This window comes from Pyxidicoccus sp. M6, assembly GCF_055568925.1.
In genome coordinates this window covers 9,809,322-9,828,412 of sequence record NZ_CM145714.1, presented here as the reverse complement: position 1 = coordinate 9,828,412, position 19,091 = coordinate 9,809,322, and the positions used below count along the sequence as shown (strand labels likewise).

General features: G+C 69.0%; 10 protein-coding genes. 1 reads left to right on the top strand and 9 read right to left on the bottom strand.

Going from position 1 to position 19,091, the window contains the following annotated elements:
• Positions 1-31: 31 nt before the first annotated feature.
• Complete coding sequence (locus ACVTJA_RS38495; protein WP_465827778.1) at positions 32-1,573, bottom strand: GMC oxidoreductase; 1,542 nt, start codon at positions 1,571-1,573, stop codon at positions 32-34.
• 278 nt (positions 1,574-1,851) lie between these two features.
• Positions 1,852-4,614 carry an alkaline phosphatase D family protein gene (locus tag ACVTJA_RS38490; protein WP_465827776.1) on the bottom strand — a complete coding sequence of 921 codons (2,763 nt, stop codon included), beginning with the start codon at positions 4,612-4,614 and terminating at the stop codon, positions 1,852-1,854.
• A 234-nt stretch (positions 4,615-4,848) separates the two neighbouring features.
• On the opposite strand from ACVTJA_RS38490, the gene ACVTJA_RS38485 reads away from it, so the two are divergent.
• Positions 4,849-6,591 carry a tetratricopeptide repeat protein gene (locus ACVTJA_RS38485; protein ID WP_465827774.1) on the top strand — a complete coding sequence of 581 codons (1,743 nt, stop codon included), beginning with the start codon at positions 4,849-4,851 and terminating at the stop codon, positions 6,589-6,591.
• Between the two features lie 75 nt (positions 6,592-6,666).
• On the opposite strand, the gene ACVTJA_RS38480 is transcribed toward ACVTJA_RS38485, so the two are convergent.
• The 7 genes from ACVTJA_RS38480 to ACVTJA_RS38450 form a co-directional block, all read right to left on the bottom strand.
• Complete coding sequence (locus ACVTJA_RS38480) at positions 6,667-8,733, bottom strand: sensor histidine kinase (RefSeq protein ID WP_465827771.1); 2,067 nt, start codon at positions 8,731-8,733, stop codon at positions 6,667-6,669.
• 125 nt (positions 8,734-8,858) lie between these two features.
• Complete coding sequence (locus ACVTJA_RS38475) at positions 8,859-9,662, bottom strand: glycoside hydrolase family 25 protein (protein ID WP_465827769.1); 804 nt, start codon at positions 9,660-9,662, stop codon at positions 8,859-8,861.
• Positions 9,663-9,674: 12 nt separating this feature from the next.
• Complete coding sequence (locus ACVTJA_RS38470; protein WP_465827767.1) at positions 9,675-10,688, bottom strand: hypothetical protein; 1,014 nt, start codon at positions 10,686-10,688, stop codon at positions 9,675-9,677.
• 782 nt (positions 10,689-11,470) lie between these two features.
• Positions 11,471-14,803: an IPT/TIG domain-containing protein gene (locus ACVTJA_RS38465; protein ID WP_465827765.1), complete on the bottom strand. Its 3,333-nt coding sequence runs from the start codon at positions 14,801-14,803 to the stop codon at positions 11,471-11,473.
• A 6-nt stretch (positions 14,804-14,809) separates the two neighbouring features.
• Positions 14,810-15,658: a sugar ABC transporter permease gene (locus ACVTJA_RS38460; RefSeq protein ID WP_465827763.1), complete on the bottom strand. Its 849-nt coding sequence runs from the start codon at positions 15,656-15,658 to the stop codon at positions 14,810-14,812.
• Positions 15,655-17,835, bottom strand: coding sequence for an extracellular solute-binding protein (locus ACVTJA_RS38455; RefSeq protein WP_465827761.1), 2,181 nt, complete (start codon positions 17,833-17,835; stop codon positions 15,655-15,657). Before ACVTJA_RS38455 ends, ACVTJA_RS38460 begins: the two co-directional genes overlap by 4 nt.
• The gene (locus ACVTJA_RS38450; protein ID WP_465827760.1) at positions 17,832-18,920 is read right to left on the bottom strand and encodes an ABC transporter ATP-binding protein; all 1,089 of its coding nucleotides are present in this window, start codon (positions 18,918-18,920) and stop codon (positions 17,832-17,834) included. The genes ACVTJA_RS38455 and ACVTJA_RS38450 overlap by 4 nt, the downstream gene beginning before the upstream one ends.
• Between the last annotated feature and the right edge of the window lie 171 nt (positions 18,921-19,091).

The following is a 19,091-nucleotide window of genomic DNA, read 5'->3' as shown; positions in this document are numbered from 1 at the left end:
AAGATTACGAGGGATTTCCGTAACGGCCTGCCTAGGTCAGGTCGGTGTTGATGATCTCCTCGATGTTGCGCTCGGCCAGCGCGGTGATGGTGACGAACGGGTTCACTCCGATGCTGCCCGGGACCAGCGAGCCATCCATGACGTACAGCCCGGGATACGCAGGCAGCCGGCCGTAGTTGTCGGTGGCCTCGTTCAGCACGCAGCCGCCGAGCGGGTGATAGGTGAGGTCGTCGCCCCAGGTCTTGTAGGTGCCGAAGAGGTCGGTCCGGTACACGGTGCCGGCCTTCTTGTTGATGGCGTCGAACACCCGCTTCGCCGCGTCGATGGACGGCTGGGCCATGCTGGACGTCCACGAGAGGTCGACCTTGCCGGTGGCCGCGTTGAACGAGAACCTGGCGCGGTTGGAGTTCCGGGTGATGGCCAGATAGAGATTGACCCAGAGCTCGGAGCCGGCCGGGAACGGCGCGATCTCCGCGAACACCGGCGCGGCGGCATCCTCCCAGTTGTCGATGCCCATGGCAGGCATGCCCGACTGGAGGGCCCCGGTCAGGTCCAGCCCGGCACGGGCGACCATCACGTTCCCGTTGTTGCCCCAGCCCGCACCCACCGCCTGGGTCAGGTTGGGCAGCTTGCCCTGGGCTCGCATCGACACCAGCAGCTTGCTCGTGCCGACACTGCCGGCCGCGAAGAATACCCGGTCCGCGGTGACGGTCTTGTTCGCGACGGTGTTCCCGGCGGTGTCGAGCTGCCGAATCTCGACGGCGTAGCCTCCGCCGGAAGCTGGCGCGACGGAGGTCACCATGTGCAGGGTCGAAATCGCGAGCCGGCCGGTGGCCGCGGCGGCGGCGAGGTACGTCTTGTCCAATGACTTCTTGCCGGAGTTGTTGCCGTAGATGACTTCGGAGGCCAGCGCGGAGCGTGGGACTCCATTGGCCGCCTCACGCTTCATGTATTCGAAATCGTAGACGTTGGGCACGAACGTCGTCTTGAAGCCCGCGTTCTGCGCCCGCATCCGGCTGACCCGGGCGTACTGGTAGCAGTCGGTGGTCTCGAACCAGGCCGGGTCGATGTTGTTGACCCCGAGGGCGGCGTTCGCACGGGGGAAGTACTTCGAATACATCTCGTTGGAGTCGACCGACGGCAGGACCTCTTCGAAGTAGCTCCGCTTCGGAGTGACGGCCATGCCTCCGTTGACCAGGGACCCGCCACCGACGCCTCGGCCCTGGTAGACGCGGATGGCGCCGAAGCTCTCCGAGTCGAGCACGCCGGTGTACTTCGGGATGGTCTTGTTGACCGGGATGCCGAGGAAGTAGCCGACGGGCTGATCCGTCTTGGTCTTCAGCCAGAAGGACCGTCCGTCGGGATTCAGCATGTTGCAGAAGACCTTGCCGTCCGAGCCCGGAGTCGTCCAACTCTGTCCCATCTCGACGATGTGAGTCTTGATGCCCGCCTGCGTCAGTCGCAGCGCGGCCACCGCTCCGCCGTAACCGCTGCCAATGACAAGCGCGGCTACGCGCTCTCCGTTGGCGATGACCGCTTCGGTGGCGGCGGCCACCGCGCGGGTAGACAGCAAGGGAAGCGTGAGCGCGCCAAGGGCAGAACCGGTTCCAATGAGGAATCCACGCCGCGATAGGCGAGCGGAATCACTTTCGGAATGCATGTGGACAACCCCCCGTGACTCGATGCCCCCGCTATCAGGAGCAAGGATTGCAAATGCAATAGCGTGTCTGCTCACGGGAGGGTCAGCCACCTCACGCATGTTTTGTGGGGTGGAGGACAGATTCGCCGCCCGCCGGGCCCGCGGAGAGAAGGCCCGGCGGAACAGGGGCCCCTGTCGAGGCCCTACGCCGCTCAGGGAGAGATGCTGTTCTCCGTGAAGGTCACCGGGCCGTAGCGCACCACGTTGTTGGAGTCGTAGTAGCGCACCGTCAGCGTGGCCGGGCTCACGGTGGTGTTCACGTCGAACACGCCGTACACGGGCGTCGCGTCGTACAGGAAGAGCACCTGCGGGTCCGACGCGGTGGGCGCCGCGCGGCGCGTCGTCGCCACCGGGGTGGGCATGAACTCGTAGAGGTTGTACGGCGCGATGTCGTTCAGCTTGAACGCGCCCGACCAGTGCTGGTCTCCCGATAGCAGCACCACCCCGCGGATGTTGTTGGCCTTGATGTAGTTGAAGAGCTCCGCGCGCTCGGCCTTGAAGCCCGCCCAGGCGTCGCTGCCCGTCGTGCCGAAGTCGTTCCACGGCACGGAGGACACCAGGAACTTGAACTTCGCCGTGGAGGCGGAGAGCCACGCCTTCAGGTCCGCCTTCTGCGTCGCCCCGAGCATCGTCTCGCCCGGGTCGTTGGTGGACGTGTTCTGCGTCCGGAAGCTGCGCGTGTCGAGCACGTAGAAGTCCGCCTGACCCACCCGGAACGAGTAGTACAGCTCGCCGGCCGTCCGCGGCGTCGGCGCCTGGCTGGCGACGTAGGCTTCGTACGCGGCGCGCGCCGGGACGTACTTGCCCGTCTTGCCGTTGTCCCAGTCGTTCTGGATTTCGTGGTCGTCCCACATCATGAACATGGGGCTCTGGCGCATCAGCGAGCGGAGCGAGGCCTGCGCCCAGTTCTGCCGGTACTTCGCCAGGTACTGGTCGTACGTGGAGGCGATGACGGCGCCCGAGTCCGCGTACACGAGGTCGCCGATGAACAGCGAGAAGTCGGGGGCCTTCGCGGCGAGCTTGTCGAAGATCTCGACCTGGGCGCTCTTCGCCGGGTCCGGCTCGTAAATCCAGCCAGCGGAGATGTCCGCGCCGAAGGCGAAGCGGAAGGTGCCCGCCGTGCCCGGCGTCATCAGCGTTCCCACCGTGGCCTGGGATTGCGAGTCCACCTCGCAGTCCACCACCGGCCGGACGTCATACGACGTGTTCGGCGAGAGCCCCGTGAGCGTCACGACGGCGGTGAGGTCCTTGTTCACGTCGAAGAGGGCCTCGGCGCTGGTGAGCCACACGGTGCTCGACGTGGGCTTGTATTGCACCCGGAAGGTGCGCGCGGCATGACCCCGCGCCCAGACCTTCATCGAGGTGTTCGTCACCGACGCCAGCACCGGCCCCAGGGCCAGCCCCGGCACGAGGCCCCGGTACACGCCCACCATGCCGGACGCGGGGTCGGAGTAGGGCGCCTCGCCGGGCACGCCCACCGCCACGTCGCCCCTGCCGTCACCATTCGAGTCACCGATGGCGAGCGCGGTACCGAACCCGTCCCCGGGCTCGTTGGCGGACCCCAGGTCCTGCTGCGTCAGGCGGCGGCCTGTCTGCAGGTTCGACGGCGTCCCCGCGTAGAGGAAGATGGCGCCGGAGTTGATGCTGCCCGTGGGCGACTCGTTGGGGGCGCCCACCACGAGGTCGTCGTAGCCATCCGCGTCCACGTCTCCGGCCGCCAACGCCCTGCCGAAGCCATCCGACAGCTCCACGGGGTCGCCGCCGCTGTTCTCCTGCGAGCGCCAGTAGCCCGTGAGGCTGCCCGTCGTGCCGGGGAACACGAAGATGGAGCCGCCGCGAGGAAGTCCACCGGGCGCCTCATCGGGCGCGCCCACGACGAGGTCGGCCTTGTTGTCCTTGTTGAAGTCGCCCATCGTCAGCGCGGCGCCGAAGTGGTCCCCCGGCTCGTCACCTCCGCCGCCCTGCGTCTGCGAGAACCAACTCCCCGTGGTGAGGCCGGTGCCGCTCCCCTTGAAGAGGAACACCGCGCCGGTGTCGGTGGCGTCGGCCAGGTCCTCGTAGGGCGTGCCGATGAAGAGGTCGTCGTACAGGTCGCCGTTGAAGTCTCCCGCAGCCAGCGCATGGCCGAAGCGGTCCCCATCCGTGTTGCCCCCGCCGCCCTGGGACTGGGTCTTGATGGTCCACGCCTGGAGCCCGGAGGTGGAGCCGCGGAGGAGGAAGACCGCGCCCGCGTCGTCCTCGTTGGGAGCGGACGCGGCCAGGTCGTCATAGCCGTCGTGGTTGAAGTCCCCCGCCGCCAGCGCGTAGCCGAACTGGTCGTTCGCCTCCATCACGCCGCCGAGGGACTCCTGGTCCTTGAAGGTGCCCCAGTACAGGCCGGACGAAGAGCCGAGGAAGTAGTAGATGACGCCGTCGTTGGTGTCGCCCCGGTCCTCCAGGGGCGCGCCCACCGCCAGGTCGTCATAGCCGTCGGCGTTGAAGTCGCCGGTGGCCAGCGAGAAGCCGAACCGGTCTCCCGCCTCGTTGCTCCCGCCGCCCTTGGATTGCGTCAGCACGGTGCCCGTCCCCAGGCCCGTGGGCGAGCCCAGGAAGACGAACACCGCCCCGGAGCGCTCCGTGCCCACTTCGTCCTCGGGGGCACCGACCACGAGGTCCGCCCACCCGTCGCGGTTGAAGTCTCCCCACGCGACGGCGCCACCGAACCTGTCTCCCGCCACGTTGGTGCCGCCACCGGTGCTCGGCGTGAGCAGGGTCTCCTGGGAGCGAGCCTGTGGCGGACAGGCGATGCCCGCCAGCGCGGCACCGGGAGAGAGGAGGGCTCCGGCGCCCAGAATCAGCAGGGCCGCTGCGCGAAGCCGGCCTCTCGGGACGGTGCGCATGGCGGCGTGGATGAGATGAGTCGTCGTGGTGTGCATGTTCTGGCCCCTGAGAGTGCGAAAGCCTCCCTCTCAACGGCGTCCGGCGGATTTCTTCCTCATCTATTGGGGCGCGGGCCCGCGTCCGCGCGCCGCCGTGGAGCGCCTTCCCCAACCCGGCCGGGGTTGCGAGGCCTGCGTGGAGTGCTCGCCGTGGATTGCCTCGGGCGAACGCGGGCCCACCCTTCATGGGTGAGCGGGGGTGCGGAATGTGGGCTCCCGCAGGAGGTCCCCATGCGTGCCCCCGTGCTGCTCGCCTTCGTCCTGTCGATGCTGCTCGCAGGGCGCTCGGATGCCCGGTCGTCCGCGCCCAACCAGCAGCCCCCCGCCGCCCGGGTGGGCTCCCAGGAGGCTCCCGGCGCGCGTGAGCACGAAAAGCACGCCACGCCGCCCCAGGGGCTGACGCTCTCCTCGCTCGCCGAGGGCGCCGTCCTCTTCGACGACCTAGGCACCTGGCACCGCCCGGTGACGACGGCGTCGAAGGAAGCCCAGGCCTACTTCGACCAGGGACTGCGCCTCGCCTATGGCTTCAATCATGACGAGGCCGCGCGCTCATTCGCGCGGGCCACCCAGCTCGACCCCACCTGTGCCATGTGCTTCTGGGGCGTGGCCCTGGTGCTCGGGCCCAACTACAACGTCCCCATGCTCCCGGACCGGGCCGCGGTCGCCTGGGAGGGCGTGCGCAAGGCGCAGGCGCTCGCCTCCCGGGTGACTCCCGTGGAGCAGGCACTCATTGGCGCGCTGGGCCGGCGCTATGGAGGGCCCGAGCCGCGCAAGCCCGAGGAGATGAAGCCCTTCAACGAGGCCTACGCCAATGCCATGCGGGACGTGGCCCGGCGCTTCCCCGAGGACCTCGACGTGCAGGTGCTCTTCGCCGAGTCCCTGATGGACCTGAACCCCTGGAAGCTGTGGACGCTCGACGGCAAGGCGGCACCGGGCACGGAGGAGATTGTCTCCCGGCTGGAGGCGGTGCTCGCGCGCGAGCCGAACCATCCCGGGGCCAACCACTACTACATCCACGCGGTGGAGGCCTCCAACCAGCCCGAGCGGGCGCTGCCCTCCGCGCGGCGGCTGCCGGGGCTGATGCCGGGAGCCGGGCACCTGGTGCACATGCCGGCGCACATCTACCAGCGCGTGGGCATGTACGCGGAGGCGTCGGAGAGCAACCGGCGCGCCATCGAGGCGGACGAGGCCTACCTCCAACAGGTGAAGCCCCTGGGCTACTACCCCATGTACGTCGCCCACAACTGGGGGTTCCTCGCGTTCTCCGCCTCCATGCAGGGCCGCGCCGAGGAGACGCTGCGGGCGGCCCGGGCGTCGGCGAAGGCAATGCCCCCGGAGATGCTGGAGATGATGCCCGGGATGGACTTCTTCGTCTCCGAGCCCCTGCTCGCCATGGTGCGCTTCGGACGTCATGACGAGCTGCTCGCCGAGCCCCGGCCGGACGCGAAGTTCCCGGTGCACCTGGGCCTGTGGCTGCACGCGCATGGCCTGGCGCTCGTCGCCAAGGGGCGGTTCGACGAGGCGCGAGCGGACCACGCAGAGCTGGTGAAGCTCGCCGCCGGCGTGCCCGCGGAGATGACGGCCGGCAACAACTCCGCGCGGGACGTGCTGGGCGTGGCGGGCCTCGTGCTGGAAGCGGCCCTCGCCGAGCGGCAGGGGCGTCCAGACGCACTGGCGCGCTGGGAGGTCGCGGTGAAGGCCGCCGACAAGCTGGCCTACTCGGAGCCCGCCGACTGGTTCTACCCGGTGCGCCACTATCAGGGCGCGGCGTTGCTGGACGCGAAGCGTTGGAAGGAAGCGGAGGCCGTCTACCGAGAGGACCTGCGCCGCAATCCCGGCAATGGCTGGGCACTCTTCGGCCTCGCCCAGGCGCTGGATGGCCAGGGCCAGAGCGCCGAGGCAGCCACGGTGAGGCGGCAGTTCGAGAAGGCGTGGGCGAACGCCGACGTCCGGTTGACTCGCACGGCGCTGTGAGGCCGCCAGACGCACCGGCGCCCGAGCCTCTTCCTTCGATGCCTTCCCCGTCGTGCGGGAGGTCCCGGCCGTCGTCTACGCCGGAGCGGGGCGTGCGGTGTCCGCTCCGGCCTCGGGCTGCATGCCCACGGGGAGCTGGAGCACGAAGGTGGAGCCCTCTCCCTGGCGGCTCTCCACGTGGATGGTCCCCCCGTGGGACTCCGCGATCCACCGCGTGAGGAACAGCCCCAGGCCCAGCCCGCCGTACGTGCGGGAAGACACCGCTCGCTCGAAGCGCTCGAAGATGCGCTCCAGCGCGCCGGGGGCGATGCCGATGCCCTGGTCCCTCACCGCCAGGTGCACCCAGCCTCCCTCGCGCGAGGCGTGGACCTCGATGGGCTTGCCGGCTCCGAACTTGAGCGCGTTGGTCAGGAGATTGGCGAGCGCCTGCTCCACGCGGCCCGCGTCCCACCTCGCCTGGAGGCCCGCCTCCGTCTCCACTCGCAGCGCACAGCCCGCACGCTCGGCCTCCTCGGCGAAGGTCTCCACCACCTGCTCCACCAACTCGCCGACGTCCACCCGCTCCCGCTGGAGCTCCAGCCGGTGCGTGGTGATGCGCCCCACGTCCAGCACGCGCTCGACGAGCTGGCTCAGCCTCCCGAGCTGGCGGGACATGGCGTGGACCTTCTCGCGTACGGCCTCGGAGCCGCACTCCCGCTGAAGCAGGTTCTCCACGCTTCGCATGCGCAGCGTGAGGGTGGTGATGGGTGTGCGCAGCTCGTGGGCGGCGATGGCGATGAACTCGTTGCGCACCTCGATGGCCTGCTTCGCCTCCTCGTAGAGGCGCGAGGCTTCCAGCGCCAGGTAGAACCGGTGGGCCAGCTCCTCGGCCAGCGAGAGGTCCGCGGCGCCCGCGAAGCAGGCCCGCTCATCGCGCATCAGCACGAGCACGCCCTGGACCTGCTCCCGCGCCACGAGCGGCGCCAGCACCACCGTGCACTCCGCGAGGCTCCATCGCTTCGGAGCCGTGGGCAGCGGCAGCAGGTGCCCGCGCAGGTGCGCCTCGCGGGTGGAGCTCCATCCCGCCTGCGCCATCCGCTCCAGCAGTCCGTTCTCGCCCACCCGCCACACGGCGAAGCCATCGGCGGCCCTCGGGACGACGAGGCTCGCGACGCGCGGGAACGTCTCGTGGACTGCCAGGGACGAGGCGACCACCCGTCCCGCATCCGCCAGCAGGTGCTTCAATTCCTTCTCCCGCCAGCGCTCGGTGACCACCGCCGCCAGCATCAGCGACGTGAGGCTGAGAATCGCCAGGAACAGCTGCAGCGAATGCACCTTCTCCTGGAGCGACACCTCCATGGCCCCGAAGGGGCCCTGTCCGAGCAGGGTGTGCCAGAGCGCGAGCATCGCCATCACCGCCGAGGTGCTCGCGGCGCCCAGGGGGCCCAGTCGTAGCGCTCCCCAGAGGACGAAGGGGAAGCAGACGTAGGCCAGTGGGGCGCCGACGCCTTCGGGCGCGGGCTGGCTGAAGACGAGGTGCGCGCCCAGCGTCGTCAGCACGAGAATCGCCCCCAGCTCCAGGAAACGATGCGATCGCTTCGGCTGGAAGGTCGCGGGATTCCAGGTCAACAGCAGGGGGGCGACCAGGAGCGTTCCCAGCGCGTCACTCATCCACCAGTGGACCCAGTCCCCGAGGAACGAGGACGGCGAGCTCGAGAAGGTGTAGCCGAAGGAGCCCAGGGTCGCGCTGACCAGCGGGCTCACCATTCCACCAAAGAGGATCAGCCCGGCAATCTCCCAGCGGCGGGAGAGCCGGACATGGGTGCCCACGAAGCGCCGCATCAGCCATGCGCCCACCAGCGCGCGCAGGCAGTTGGCCACACCCCACAGGACGACGACCCAGCCGGGAATGGGGAAGCCATGGAGGAGCACCGCAGCCAGCTCGGCCAGGAAGAGCGCGGCAAGCAAGGCCGGCCAGCGCGGGGGCGGGGCCCGCAGCAGGAAGGCGAGCCAGAGCCCGCTCGGCAGCCAGAGCACGGCGCTCGGGTGGGGCGGGAATGCGAAATGGTTGGAGACGGCCGCCAGGGCGAGGTACGCCCCCACGAGCACGGCGGCCTGGACCCAGGTCAGATTCTGGAATGAGGCCCGGCTGGCTGGTGGCATGGAGCAGTCCCGTTCGGCCCACGGAGAAAGGTAAGGCCTTCTCTCCGGGCACCGCCATGCTGGCCCTCCCGTCCCAGGCTGCCGCTCGTGAGCCGTCCTGCTCGAAGGTCACGCCGGGCGCGTGACTACTTCGCGGCGAAGAGCGCCTTCAGCTCTTCCGAGGTGCCGTTGAAGTAGCTCTGGTCGACGTCGCCGTCGATGCCCTCCACGCGGCCCTTCTCCGTGTACTGCCAGAAGTGCCACTGCTTCCAACCCTTGGGGAGCTTCGGCTCGCTCTGGTTCGTGTACGCGGCGAGCCAGAGCGGGTGGTCCACGAAGTACGGGTGGTCGCAGAAGCTGGTGCTCCACGTCACGTGGTTCGTGTAGATCATCGGCTTGCGGCCGAGCTCCTTCTCCACGCCCTGGGAGAACTGCTGGAGCATCCCCGCGAGCTGCTCACAGGTGAGGCCGTCGTACTCGTGCTTGAACTCCTCGACGTCGACGACGGGAGGAAGCTCACCGGGGTCGGGCTTCAGGTGCCGCGTGAAGTTGGCCACCTGCTTGTTCACGTCCTCCTTGGGGTGGAAGAAGTGGTAGGCGCCGCGGGGCAGGCCCGCCTTCTTCGCCCCGCTCCAGTGCGTCTTGAAGTCCGGGTCCACCTCGCCGGTGGTCTCCGTCGCCTTCACGAAGACGAAGGCAGCCTTCCCCTTGAGCGCGTCCCACTTCACCTTCGGCTGGTAGCGGGAGACGTCGATGCCCTGCACCCATGCCCGCGCCACGGGGGCCTTCGAGGGCGCGGCGGCGGGCTTGCTCGTCGCGGCGGGCTTGCTCGTCGCGGCGGGCTTGCTCGTCGCGGCGGGCTTGGGCGTGCCGGCGTGCGCGGACACCGGCGCGAGCGCCAGCACTCCCATCAAACCGAGGCGCTTCATCACGGGGGAGCTACGGGACATGATTGTTCTCCTTCAATAGACGACGAAGTTGAGGGTGAGGTTGGGACGCACGCGAGTCGTGCCGCCCAGGGGAAGGTGGACTCCGCCGCCCAGCGCCACGCCGAGCCGCTTGCCGTGAACCGTCGGGCTGTAGGTGACGAAGGCATCTCCGCCACTCCCCTCGAGGGAGTCGAAATCGGAGGAGACGCCGCCCGCGAGACCGACGTCTCCCATGCGCACCACGCTGGCCGAGGCGCCGACGCGCAGCAGGTGCTCCGAGCGGAAAGAGGTCCCCAGGGTGGCCATCCAGCCCGGGCCCCATTTCAGCCACGCGTCGCCCGGCGGTCCCTCCTGCGGCGGATTCGCGTAGGTGAAGTTCGCGTCCACCAGGCTGGCCTCCGCGAGCTCGCGGTACTGCCCCGCGGTCTGCCCGTCGGGAGCAACCTCCAGGAGCTGGATGCGCTCGGCCATCAGAGAGCCGTCCTTCTGCTGCACGACGGTGCCCTTCACCCGGAAGAACTGCTTCATCTCCAGGTCCTCATCGCCCTGGACCCAGATGTCGGGGTCGGTGAGGTGGATGCGGCCGTCCTTGTCCGCGAACGCGTACGAGATGATGGGCTTCGCGGAGGGCGTCGCGGTGTCGCCGGGCCCGGACGCGGGTGAGGGCTCTTCGTGTGCCTCCTCCATTCCGTCCTGTGCGCGCTGCTTCAGCTCGAGGATGGAGTCGGAGAGGCTCTTCACGACGAGGGCGTGGTCGCGGCGGAACTTCTCGAAGTCCGCGTCCCTCGCGGTGAGCAGCGCGCTGTATTTCTTCTCCAGGTCCGCCGGCGTCACCAGCTGCGAGCGCATCATCCCGAGCTGGGCGTTGAAGGCTTCAATCTGCTTTTCCTGGTCGGTGAGGTGGCCCTGGAGCTGACGCTGGTACTCGGCCTCGCGGTGCTCCCAGTCCGCGTCGCGGTAGTGGTGGTAGAGGTACGCGCCGCCCGCGGCAGAGCCGAGCACGAGCAATGGCACACCCAACCACCAACCGGACTTGAACAGCGACATGGGCTCTCCCCCCCGACCTTGCTTCGAGATGAAGAAGGTCGAGCGAGTGGATCGTACGACAGCGTGTCGCGCCTCCTGGAAGACCCTGGCGAGTCACCTCGGCAGGACGGCAGCTCTTCGGGGGCGCATGCAGGGGGATTGCGCGCCGCGTGCCAGCACCGCGCGCTGCCCGCCTGCGAGGGAGGACCGGGCGACATCCGCGAGCACACGCCCATTGATGCGTTCCCGCGGGACGCGGCCCGGTCGGGGTGGGACGCAGGATGCGTTGCAGTGAGCCGCATGCCCCGCCCCGCTGATGCGTTCCCGCGAGACGCGGTCCGGTTGGCGCAGGACGCAGGCAGGCGCGGCTCACGCTTGACGCGGAGCGCTGCGCACACCGTGCCCACGGCACGGGACGGCCGCCCGGGGTCATGTGCACCCAGGCCGGTGTCTGAGGCGGTGACGTGTCGACAGTGTTCGGTGTGTCCGGCGACACGTCGGAGCCCGGGTCGCCTGCCTGGTCATTCGGCGCACCGTCGTTGAGTGGGGCACCGCATGCAGGGCTCGGGGGCCAGTGGTCATCGAGGCCCCACAGGGCTTCCTCTGGCCCTCCAGCGACTTCGCTACGAAGTACTTGTGATGTCCCCGAGAGCGGACCTCGTGCAGCCAGCACATGGATGCGCGTGGGGCTCACTCATTCGGAGGTAGGGCTGCCGTCCCGGGCAGCAGAGGACGCTGAAACAACACGGGCCGCCCGGAGGCCATGTGCCCCGGGCGGCCCGCATGTCCTACGCGACTACCAACTAATCGATGATGCCCAGCGTGTCCGGCGAGACGCCGTCGTTCGAGCCGCCGGGCTGCCCATTCTCCTGCCAGTCACCGTAGCAGTAGGCGCCGGTGCCGATGCGATAGCGCCAGACGTAGGAGCTACCGACCGAGGCGGCAGCGGGAAGATCGGCCTTGTACTCATCGTAGTCGTCGTTGGTGTTGTTCGCGCTGCCTGGGAGCCACGTCCAGCCGGTGTCCATGCCAGGGTCTTGTGTCTTCGGTCCGTAACCCAGTTCGGCGGTCAGGTTCGGGGCAGGGGTCGGAATGGTGGTGACGTCCGGCTCATTGACCTTTCCGTAGACGGTTCGTCCACCCCCGGGGTCGCTGGTTCTGTGCGGCCACTGCAGGTTGCAGTAATTGATTTCCGCGTGATTGGTGACAGCCAGCGCGTGCTGCTGCGCCCTCGTGTAACCGCCCACGTCGCTGCCGTCCTTGTCGCAGTACGTCCACGTCGAGCCGTCCGTGCTGTAGCGCAGGCTCACCGCGCGGTTGCCCGTGTAGGCCGGGTGGAAGGTGAGGGCGAACTCGTCCGTGTTCGCCTCGTCCGGCGCCTCGCGTGAATACGTCGCGTCCTTCCACGTGAAGGACGCCGGATTGACCGAGGCGTCGTCGCTGGCATTGCCCAGGCCCACCTGCACCTGGAGGTTGGCGCCCGCGCCCGCCCCGTCGGTGACACCGGGAATGCGCACGCGGCCCGTGGCCGAGACGGAAGCGCCGCTGCCCACCGTGTCCGCGCTCGCGCCGCCCGCGCTCACGCTCTGCAGCCGGCACACGCCAGTGGGCACCTGCGCGGGCTCCACGGTGAGCGTGCCGACCTTCGTCGCGTCGAAGCCGTCCGTCCCGCTGTTGCCGTCCGCGTCGCAGTAACGGTACGCGCCGCCGTTCACCTGGAAGCGGTAGGCGAAGCGGTAGCCGCCCTCCGTGCGCGGGTTGGGCACCGTGGCCTGGTACTCGTCATTGTCGAAGAAGTCGCTCTTGAACTGCGCGTTCGCCCACGTCCATCCGGTGGGCACCGTCGGGTCGGAATTCGCCGGGCCCCAGCCGAACTGGCCCACGACGCCAGTGACCGCGCCCGTCGTCGTGTTGGTGAGGCCCTCCACCTTCACGTAGCCCACCACCACGTGGCTGGGCTCCGAAGCCGGCGTGTACGTCAGCGACGGCGGCGTGTTGTTCCCGTCCGGACCCAGCTTGCAGTAGTCGACGACGTTCGTGGCCGGCGGCTCGCTCACGGTGAGCGCACCCAGCTTCGCCGTGTCGAAGTCCGTGGGCCCGCCGCCGTTGCCGTCCGCGTCGCAGTACGCGAACGCGCCGCCATTCACCTGGAAGCGGTAGGCGAAGCTGTAGCTGCCCGCGGGACCCGGGTTGGGCAGCGAGGCCTCGTATTCGTCATTGGCCGGGTTCTGCGCGCTGCCGATGTCGCCCTTGTACGTGGCGGTGGTCGCCCAGTTCCAGCCCGTGGCGGTGGCCGGGTTCGAGCCCGACGGCCCCCAGCCGAGCTGGGCCACGACGTTGTCGCCCTTGCCGACGGTGGTCGTCACGCCCGGCACGTAGACCTGGCCCACAATCTTCCGAAGCGTGGTGGTGGTGGTGAGGTACGGCACCTGCTCCGGCGTGTTGTTCTGGTCCGGTCCCAGCTTGCACCAGCCGATGACCTTCGGCACCACGACCTCACCGGTGACGTTGAGCGTGCCGAGCTGGTTCATCTCGAAGTCCTGGCCGCCGTCGTCCACCCCGTTGCCGTCACACACGCGGATGGGGCCGCCGTTGGCGCTGAAGCGCACCGCGTAGCGGAACTCGCCATTCACGGCGGGGTTGGGCAGCACCGCCTTCCACTCGTCGTTGACCTCGAAGTTGTCCTTGTTCCACACCAGATTGGTGGACCATTTCCACAGCTCGGAGGTGCGCGGGTCCTCGTCCTTGGGGCCCCAGCCGAGCTGGCCGGAGAGGCCCGGGCCCGCGCCGACCTTGTCCGTCACGCCCGGCATGCCCACCTGCGCATAGACGGTCTTCAGCCCCGTCGTCTGCGTGGTCAGGTAGTTGATGACCTCGGGGGCCTTCTGGTCCTCGCCAATCTTGCACCAGGTGACGGGCGGCTTCGGCGCCTCGTTGCCCACGGTCAGCGTGCCCAGCTTGCCCGGGTTGAAGGTGAGGTTGCCCTCGGTGCTGTCGTTGACGCCGTCCGCGTCGCACATGCGCCAGGCGTTCTCACTGATGCTGAAGCGGAAGGCGATGCGCCACTTGCCAGCGGTGCCCGGGTTGGGCAGCTCCGCGCCCCACTCGTCGTTGTTGCCGTGCTCCGCCTTGTACGTGGCGTTGATCCACGTCCACCCCTCGTCCGTGCGAGGGTCCGAGCCATCCGGGCCGTAGCCGAGCTGCGCCACCACGCCCGAGCCCGCGCCGGCGCCCTGGGTGATGCCGGCCGCGTACACCTGGCCCAGCACCGTGATGAGCGTCGAGTCCGTCGGCTTGTAGAACAGCTCCGGGTTGGCGCCGTTACCATCCGGGCCCAGCTTGCAGTAGTCCACGCGCGGCCGGGCGATGAACACCCGCCGCAGCATCTCCGCCGACAGGCCGTTGGCGATGCCGTCGCCGTCCGCCATCACCCACGTCTTCCCTCCGTCGATGGAGAAGCGCATGGCGACGACCCACTCGCGGTTCTCACCGCCGATGGGCGGCTGCAGGAGCACGTTGCCCTTGTAGACGTCCGCCTCGCCGCTGTCCGAGTCCGTCTCGTAGGTGGCCGTCTCCCAGGTGTAGCTGTCCTGCTTCAGCAGCTCCGCGGTGCCCGCGGCGAAGCCCACCTGCGCACGCACGCCGCCACCCTGGCCCACGCCGCGCGTCAGGCCCGCCACGGTGATGGCGCCCCGCACGGTGATGCCCACCGGCTGCCCGCCGCTCACCGCGTCGGTGTTGCCGTTGAGCACCTCGGCCTGGTCGATGTTGGGGGCCGGCGGGCCTTCGTAGGCGAAGCCCTTCACCAGCACGCCGTACGCGCCATCCGGGTTCACCACCCTCACGTCCACCTGCGCGGACGTGGCCGTGGGCGTGTAGCCGTAGATGCGGAACGCGTTGACCACCACCGTCCGCATCAGCTCCTGGTCGCCCAGGAACACCTTCGCGCCGTCCTGGAAGCCGGAGCCGTAGACATTGAGGAGCGTGTTGCCGGCGATGGGGCCGCCCGTGGGCTGGATTTCCCGCACGGTGGGCGGCGTCGGCTGGGGCGAGGTGCCCTCATCGGAGTCGTCACCACACGCCACGGCGAGCAGCGGCAATACGCACAGCAGGGTCCTGAGACAACGAGACGACATCGGCCATTACCCCTTGACGCCGCCAGCGGTGAGACCGCCGACGAGGTGCTTCTGGAGAGCGAAGAACAACGCCATGACCGGCGCGGAAATCACGAGCGCGCCGGCGGCGAACTTGCCCCACTCCACCTTGTACTCGCCCACGTACCGCTGGAGGGCGACGGGCAGGGTGAAGCGGGTCGGGTCATTGAGCAGCGTGGCGGCGAGGATGAACTCGTTCCACGCCGTCATGAAGGAGAACAACGCCGTCACGGCCAGCGCGGGCCGGGCCAGCGGCAGCACCACCCGGATGAACACCTGGGCGGGGGAGGCACCGTCCATCACCGCCGCTTCCTCCAATTCGCGCGGCAGCGTGTCGAAGTAGCCCTTCAGGTTCCAGATGCAGAAGGGCAGGGCGGTGGTGGCGTACACCAGGACGAGCCCCGTGAGGCTGTCCAGCAGGTGCAGCTTCTCGAGGATGCCGTAGATGGGCACCAGCATCAGCGTCGCCGGGAACATCTGCGTAATCAGCAGCATCTGCATTCCGCCCTCCTTGCCGGGGAAGCGGAACCGGGACAGCGCATACGCGGCGGACACCGCCAGCGCCAGGCCCACCAGCGTGGTGGCGCCGGACACGGCGAGGCTCGCCAGGAGCTGCCGGCCGAACAGCCAGCGGCCGGCGGCGTCCGTGCCCAAAATCACCTCGTTGAAGTGCTCCCAGGTGATGGATTCGGGGAAGGGGTTGGCGGTGAGCGTGAGGCTGTCGGTGGGGGACAGTGCCATCTTCACCACCCACAGCACCGGGTACAGCGTCACCATGCACATCGCCATCAGCCCGGCGTGGATGGCGGCCATCTTCAGCTTCGACGGGCGGTTCATCCCATCACCTCCGACGAGGCGCGCATCAGCCGCTTGGTGAAGCCGGACCAGGCCAGCAGCACCAGGAAGATGAGGACCGAGTACGCCGCGGCGAAGCCATACTGCTGGTTGCGCTGGAAGGCCCAGCGGAAGGCCTCGGACACGAGGATGTCCGTGGAGCCTCCGGGCTCACCGCCGGAGACCAGGTAGATGATGTTGAACATGTTGAACGTCCACACGCTGCCCAGGATGACGGCGGGCAGCATGGCGGGCCTCAGGAGCGGCAGGGTGATGTGGCGGAACTGCGTCCACTTGCTCGCCCCGTCCACCTCCGCCGCCTCGTAGAGCTCCTGGGGGATGGACTGGAGCGCGCCCAGCGCCACCACCATCATGAAGGGGAAGCCCAGCCACGTGTTGGTGGCCACGTTGGCCGCGAAGGCGGTGGAGAACTTCGTGAACCAGCTCACCGGCTCCATGCCCAGCGCCACCAGCAGTCCGTTGATGGCGCCGAACTGCCGGTGGAACATGCCCTTCCACATCAGCGCGGTGATGTAGTTGGGCACCGCCCACGGGATGATGAGCAGCACCCGGTAGACGCCGCGCAGCTTGAGCAGCGGGTCTTTGAGCAGCAGCGCCAGGAACAGGCCGATGCTCACGTGGAACACCACGTTGATGAGGGCCCACAGCAGCGTGACGACCAGCGTGAAGTAGAAGGACAGCGGCTCGGTGATGCGGTAGCCGCGGCTGGCCAGGATGTCCACGAAGTTGGCCAGGCCCACGAAGGAGTACTGGCCCGGCTCGTAGTGGAAGAGCGACAGGCTCAGCCCCACCACGAAGGGGATGAACACCAGCACCAGGATGCCGGCCGTCGCGGGCGCGAGGTACGTCGCCGCCAGCGCCACGTCCGGGTAGCGCCGCTTGAAGGGCAGCGCGGGCGCGGGCCGGCGCATCACCCAGACGGTGCCGCCCAGCGCCATGATGCCCACCAACCCCAGCCACGGCAGGGGACTGGCGTCGGGCGGGCGCTCGCGGTGCAGCGCGCGATAGCGGCGGTCCGCCAGCGCGCCCGCGTCCTTCGGCTCGACGCCGCCCTGGAGCACCGCGCGCAGCGCGAGCTTCATGGGCTCCCACACGCGGAGCATCTCCACCGTGTTGGGCATGGGCGTGGCGTTCTTCGCGGCCTCGCGGAAGGAGGAGATGAGCGTGTCGTCCTTCACCGCCTGCAACTGGTACGCGGCCACGTCCGCCGGAATCTGCCGGCCCACCGTGGTGCGCACCAGCGACGCCTCGCCCAGCGACATGAAGCGCGCCAGCTGCTGCGCCTTGTCGGCCTGCTTGGACTGCGAGGAGACGAACGCCGCCTCCACGCCGAGGAATGGCTTCAGGGGGATTCCCGTCTCGCTCACCTGCGGCAGCGCCACCACGCGGTAGTCCACGGTGGAGGCCACCTCGCCGGCGAACCACGGGCCGCTGATGATCATCGCCGCGCGGCCGTCGTTGAAGAGGCTCTTCACCAGCGCGCCGGAGACCTCCTGCGGGGTGAAGCGGTCGTCCTGCAGCTTCTTCACGAAGGCGAGCGAGCGCGCCATGCCCTCCGTGTCGAAGCTCGCCTTGCCATTCGCGTCGAACAGCTCACCCCCGAAGCCGAAGAGGAAGGGCGCGTGGAAGTAGAAGTCACCGTTCTCGAACGCGAGGCCGAAGCGGCCCGCGTCCGCGTCCGAGAGCGCCGGCAGCATGGCCAGCAGCTCCGCCGTGGTGGCGGGCGGGTTCGGAACCAGCTTCGTGTTGACGTAGAGCGCCAGGGACTTCAGCGACATGGGATAGCCGTATACCTGGCCATCCACCTCCAGCGCCTCCACGGCGTTGGGGAAGTAGTCGCCGCGCGCGAGCGCGCTGGCGGGGGCCAGCAGGTCCTGCGCGTGGAAGTTGCGCAGCCGCTCGTGGTTGAAGATGAAGACGTCCGGACCCGAGCCGTGCGGAATGCCGTTGGTCAGCTTGTCCGCGTAGGCGTTGTACGGCACGGCCAGCAGCTCCACCGGGATGCCCGTCTTCGCGGTGAACTGCTGCGTGACTTGAATCAGCGCGGTCTCCTCGCCGCCCCGGTACGCGTGCCACAGCTTCAGGGGCGCGGCCGCGTCGCCGGCCGCCTGCGCGCTCCACGCCGTGGCGAGGAGCACGAGCGCCAGCCATCTCCTCACGACGCCACCTCCAGCGAGTCGCGGTCCGCCGGGTGCCGCAGCGCGCGCGAGCCGTCCTCGGTGAAGACGTGCAGCGCGTCCGTCACCGGCGCCAGCGATACCTTGTCACCGACGGCGACATGCACGCCCTTGTCGAAGCGCGCCGCCACCGGGCCCGCCTCCGTGCTGAGGAAGGCGTACCCGTCGAAGCCCAGCCGCTCCACCGCGTCCACCGTGCCCGTCAGCGGCCCCTGCGACGCGACGCGCAGGTCTTGAGGACGCAGGCCCACCAGCACCTTCCCGGCGTCCGACGGCACGTCCGCGGGGCAGGGCAGGGTGAAGCCCCGGCCGGTGAAGCCGCTGCCCTCGCGCTGTGCCTCCAGGAAGTTCATGGCCGGTGAGCCGAGGAAGCCCGCCACGAAGCGGTTCGCAGGGCGGTTGTAGAGCTCCAGCGGCGGGCCCACCTGCTGGAGGAGGCCTCCGTTGAAGACGGCCACGCGGGAGGCCAGCGTCATCGCCTCCACCTGGTCGTGGGTGACGTAGATCATCGTGGCGCCCAGCCGCCGGTGCAGCCGCGCCAGCTCGCCGCGCATCTGCACGCGCAGTGCGGTGTCCAGGTTGGACAGGGGCTCGTCGAAGAGGAACACCTTGGGGCGCCGGACGATGGCTCGGCCCATGGCCACGCGCTGGCGTTGACCACCGGACAGGGCCTTGGGCTTGCGGTCCAGCAGGTGGCCGAGCTCCAACATGCCCGCGACTTCCTGCACCCGCGAGGCAATCTCCGACGCGGGGAACTTCCGCAGCGTCAGGCCGAAGGCCAGGTTCTCCCGCACCGTCATGTGCGGGTAGAGCGCGTAGGACTGGAACACCATGGCCACGTCGCGATCACGCGGCGGCACGTCGTTCACCCGCGAACCGCCAATCCGCACCTCTCCCGAGTCCACCTGCTCCAGCCCCGCGATGAGGCGCAGCAGGGTGGTCTTCCCGCAGCCGGAGGGGCCCACCATGACGAGGAATTCGCCTTCCCTCACCTGAAGGTCCACGCCCTTCACGATGAGGTTCTGGCCAAACGACTTCTTGATCCCGCTCAGGATGACTTCGGACAAGACGCGCTCGGAAAATGTGTGGGGAGAACGGCCGCGAACCATACCCTTCCGACGTCATTCTCCTCAAACCCGCTCCTCGAACCCATCGGGTTGGGCGCGCTGCGTCATTCAGGGGGGCACCCATCCAGGCGAGGATGCGGGCCGTAAGGGCTTCGCGAGGGGGGCTGCCTT

Excerpts from the sequence above, each read along its gene's own strand:
- ACVTJA_RS38490 (WP_465827776.1), bottom strand. The coding sequence starts at position 4,614 with ATGCACACCACGACGACTCATCTCATCCACGCCGCCATGCGCACCGTC.
- ACVTJA_RS38485 (WP_465827774.1), top strand. The coding sequence starts at position 4,849 with ATGCGTGCCCCCGTGCTGCTCGCCTTCGTCCTGTCGATGCTGCTCGCA.
- ACVTJA_RS38480 (WP_465827771.1), bottom strand. The coding sequence starts at position 8,733 with ATGCCACCAGCCAGCCGGGCCTCATTCCAGAATCTGACCTGGGTCCAG.
- ACVTJA_RS38475 (WP_465827769.1), bottom strand. The coding sequence starts at position 9,662 with ATGTCCCGTAGCTCCCCCGTGATGAAGCGCCTCGGTTTGATGGGAGTG.
- ACVTJA_RS38470 (WP_465827767.1), bottom strand. The coding sequence starts at position 10,688 with ATGTCGCTGTTCAAGTCCGGTTGGTGGTTGGGTGTGCCATTGCTCGTG.
- ACVTJA_RS38465 (WP_465827765.1), bottom strand. The coding sequence starts at position 14,803 with ATGTCGTCTCGTTGTCTCAGGACCCTGCTGTGCGTATTGCCGCTGCTC.
- ACVTJA_RS38460 (WP_465827763.1), bottom strand. The coding sequence starts at position 15,658 with ATGAACCGCCCGTCGAAGCTGAAGATGGCCGCCATCCACGCCGGGCTG.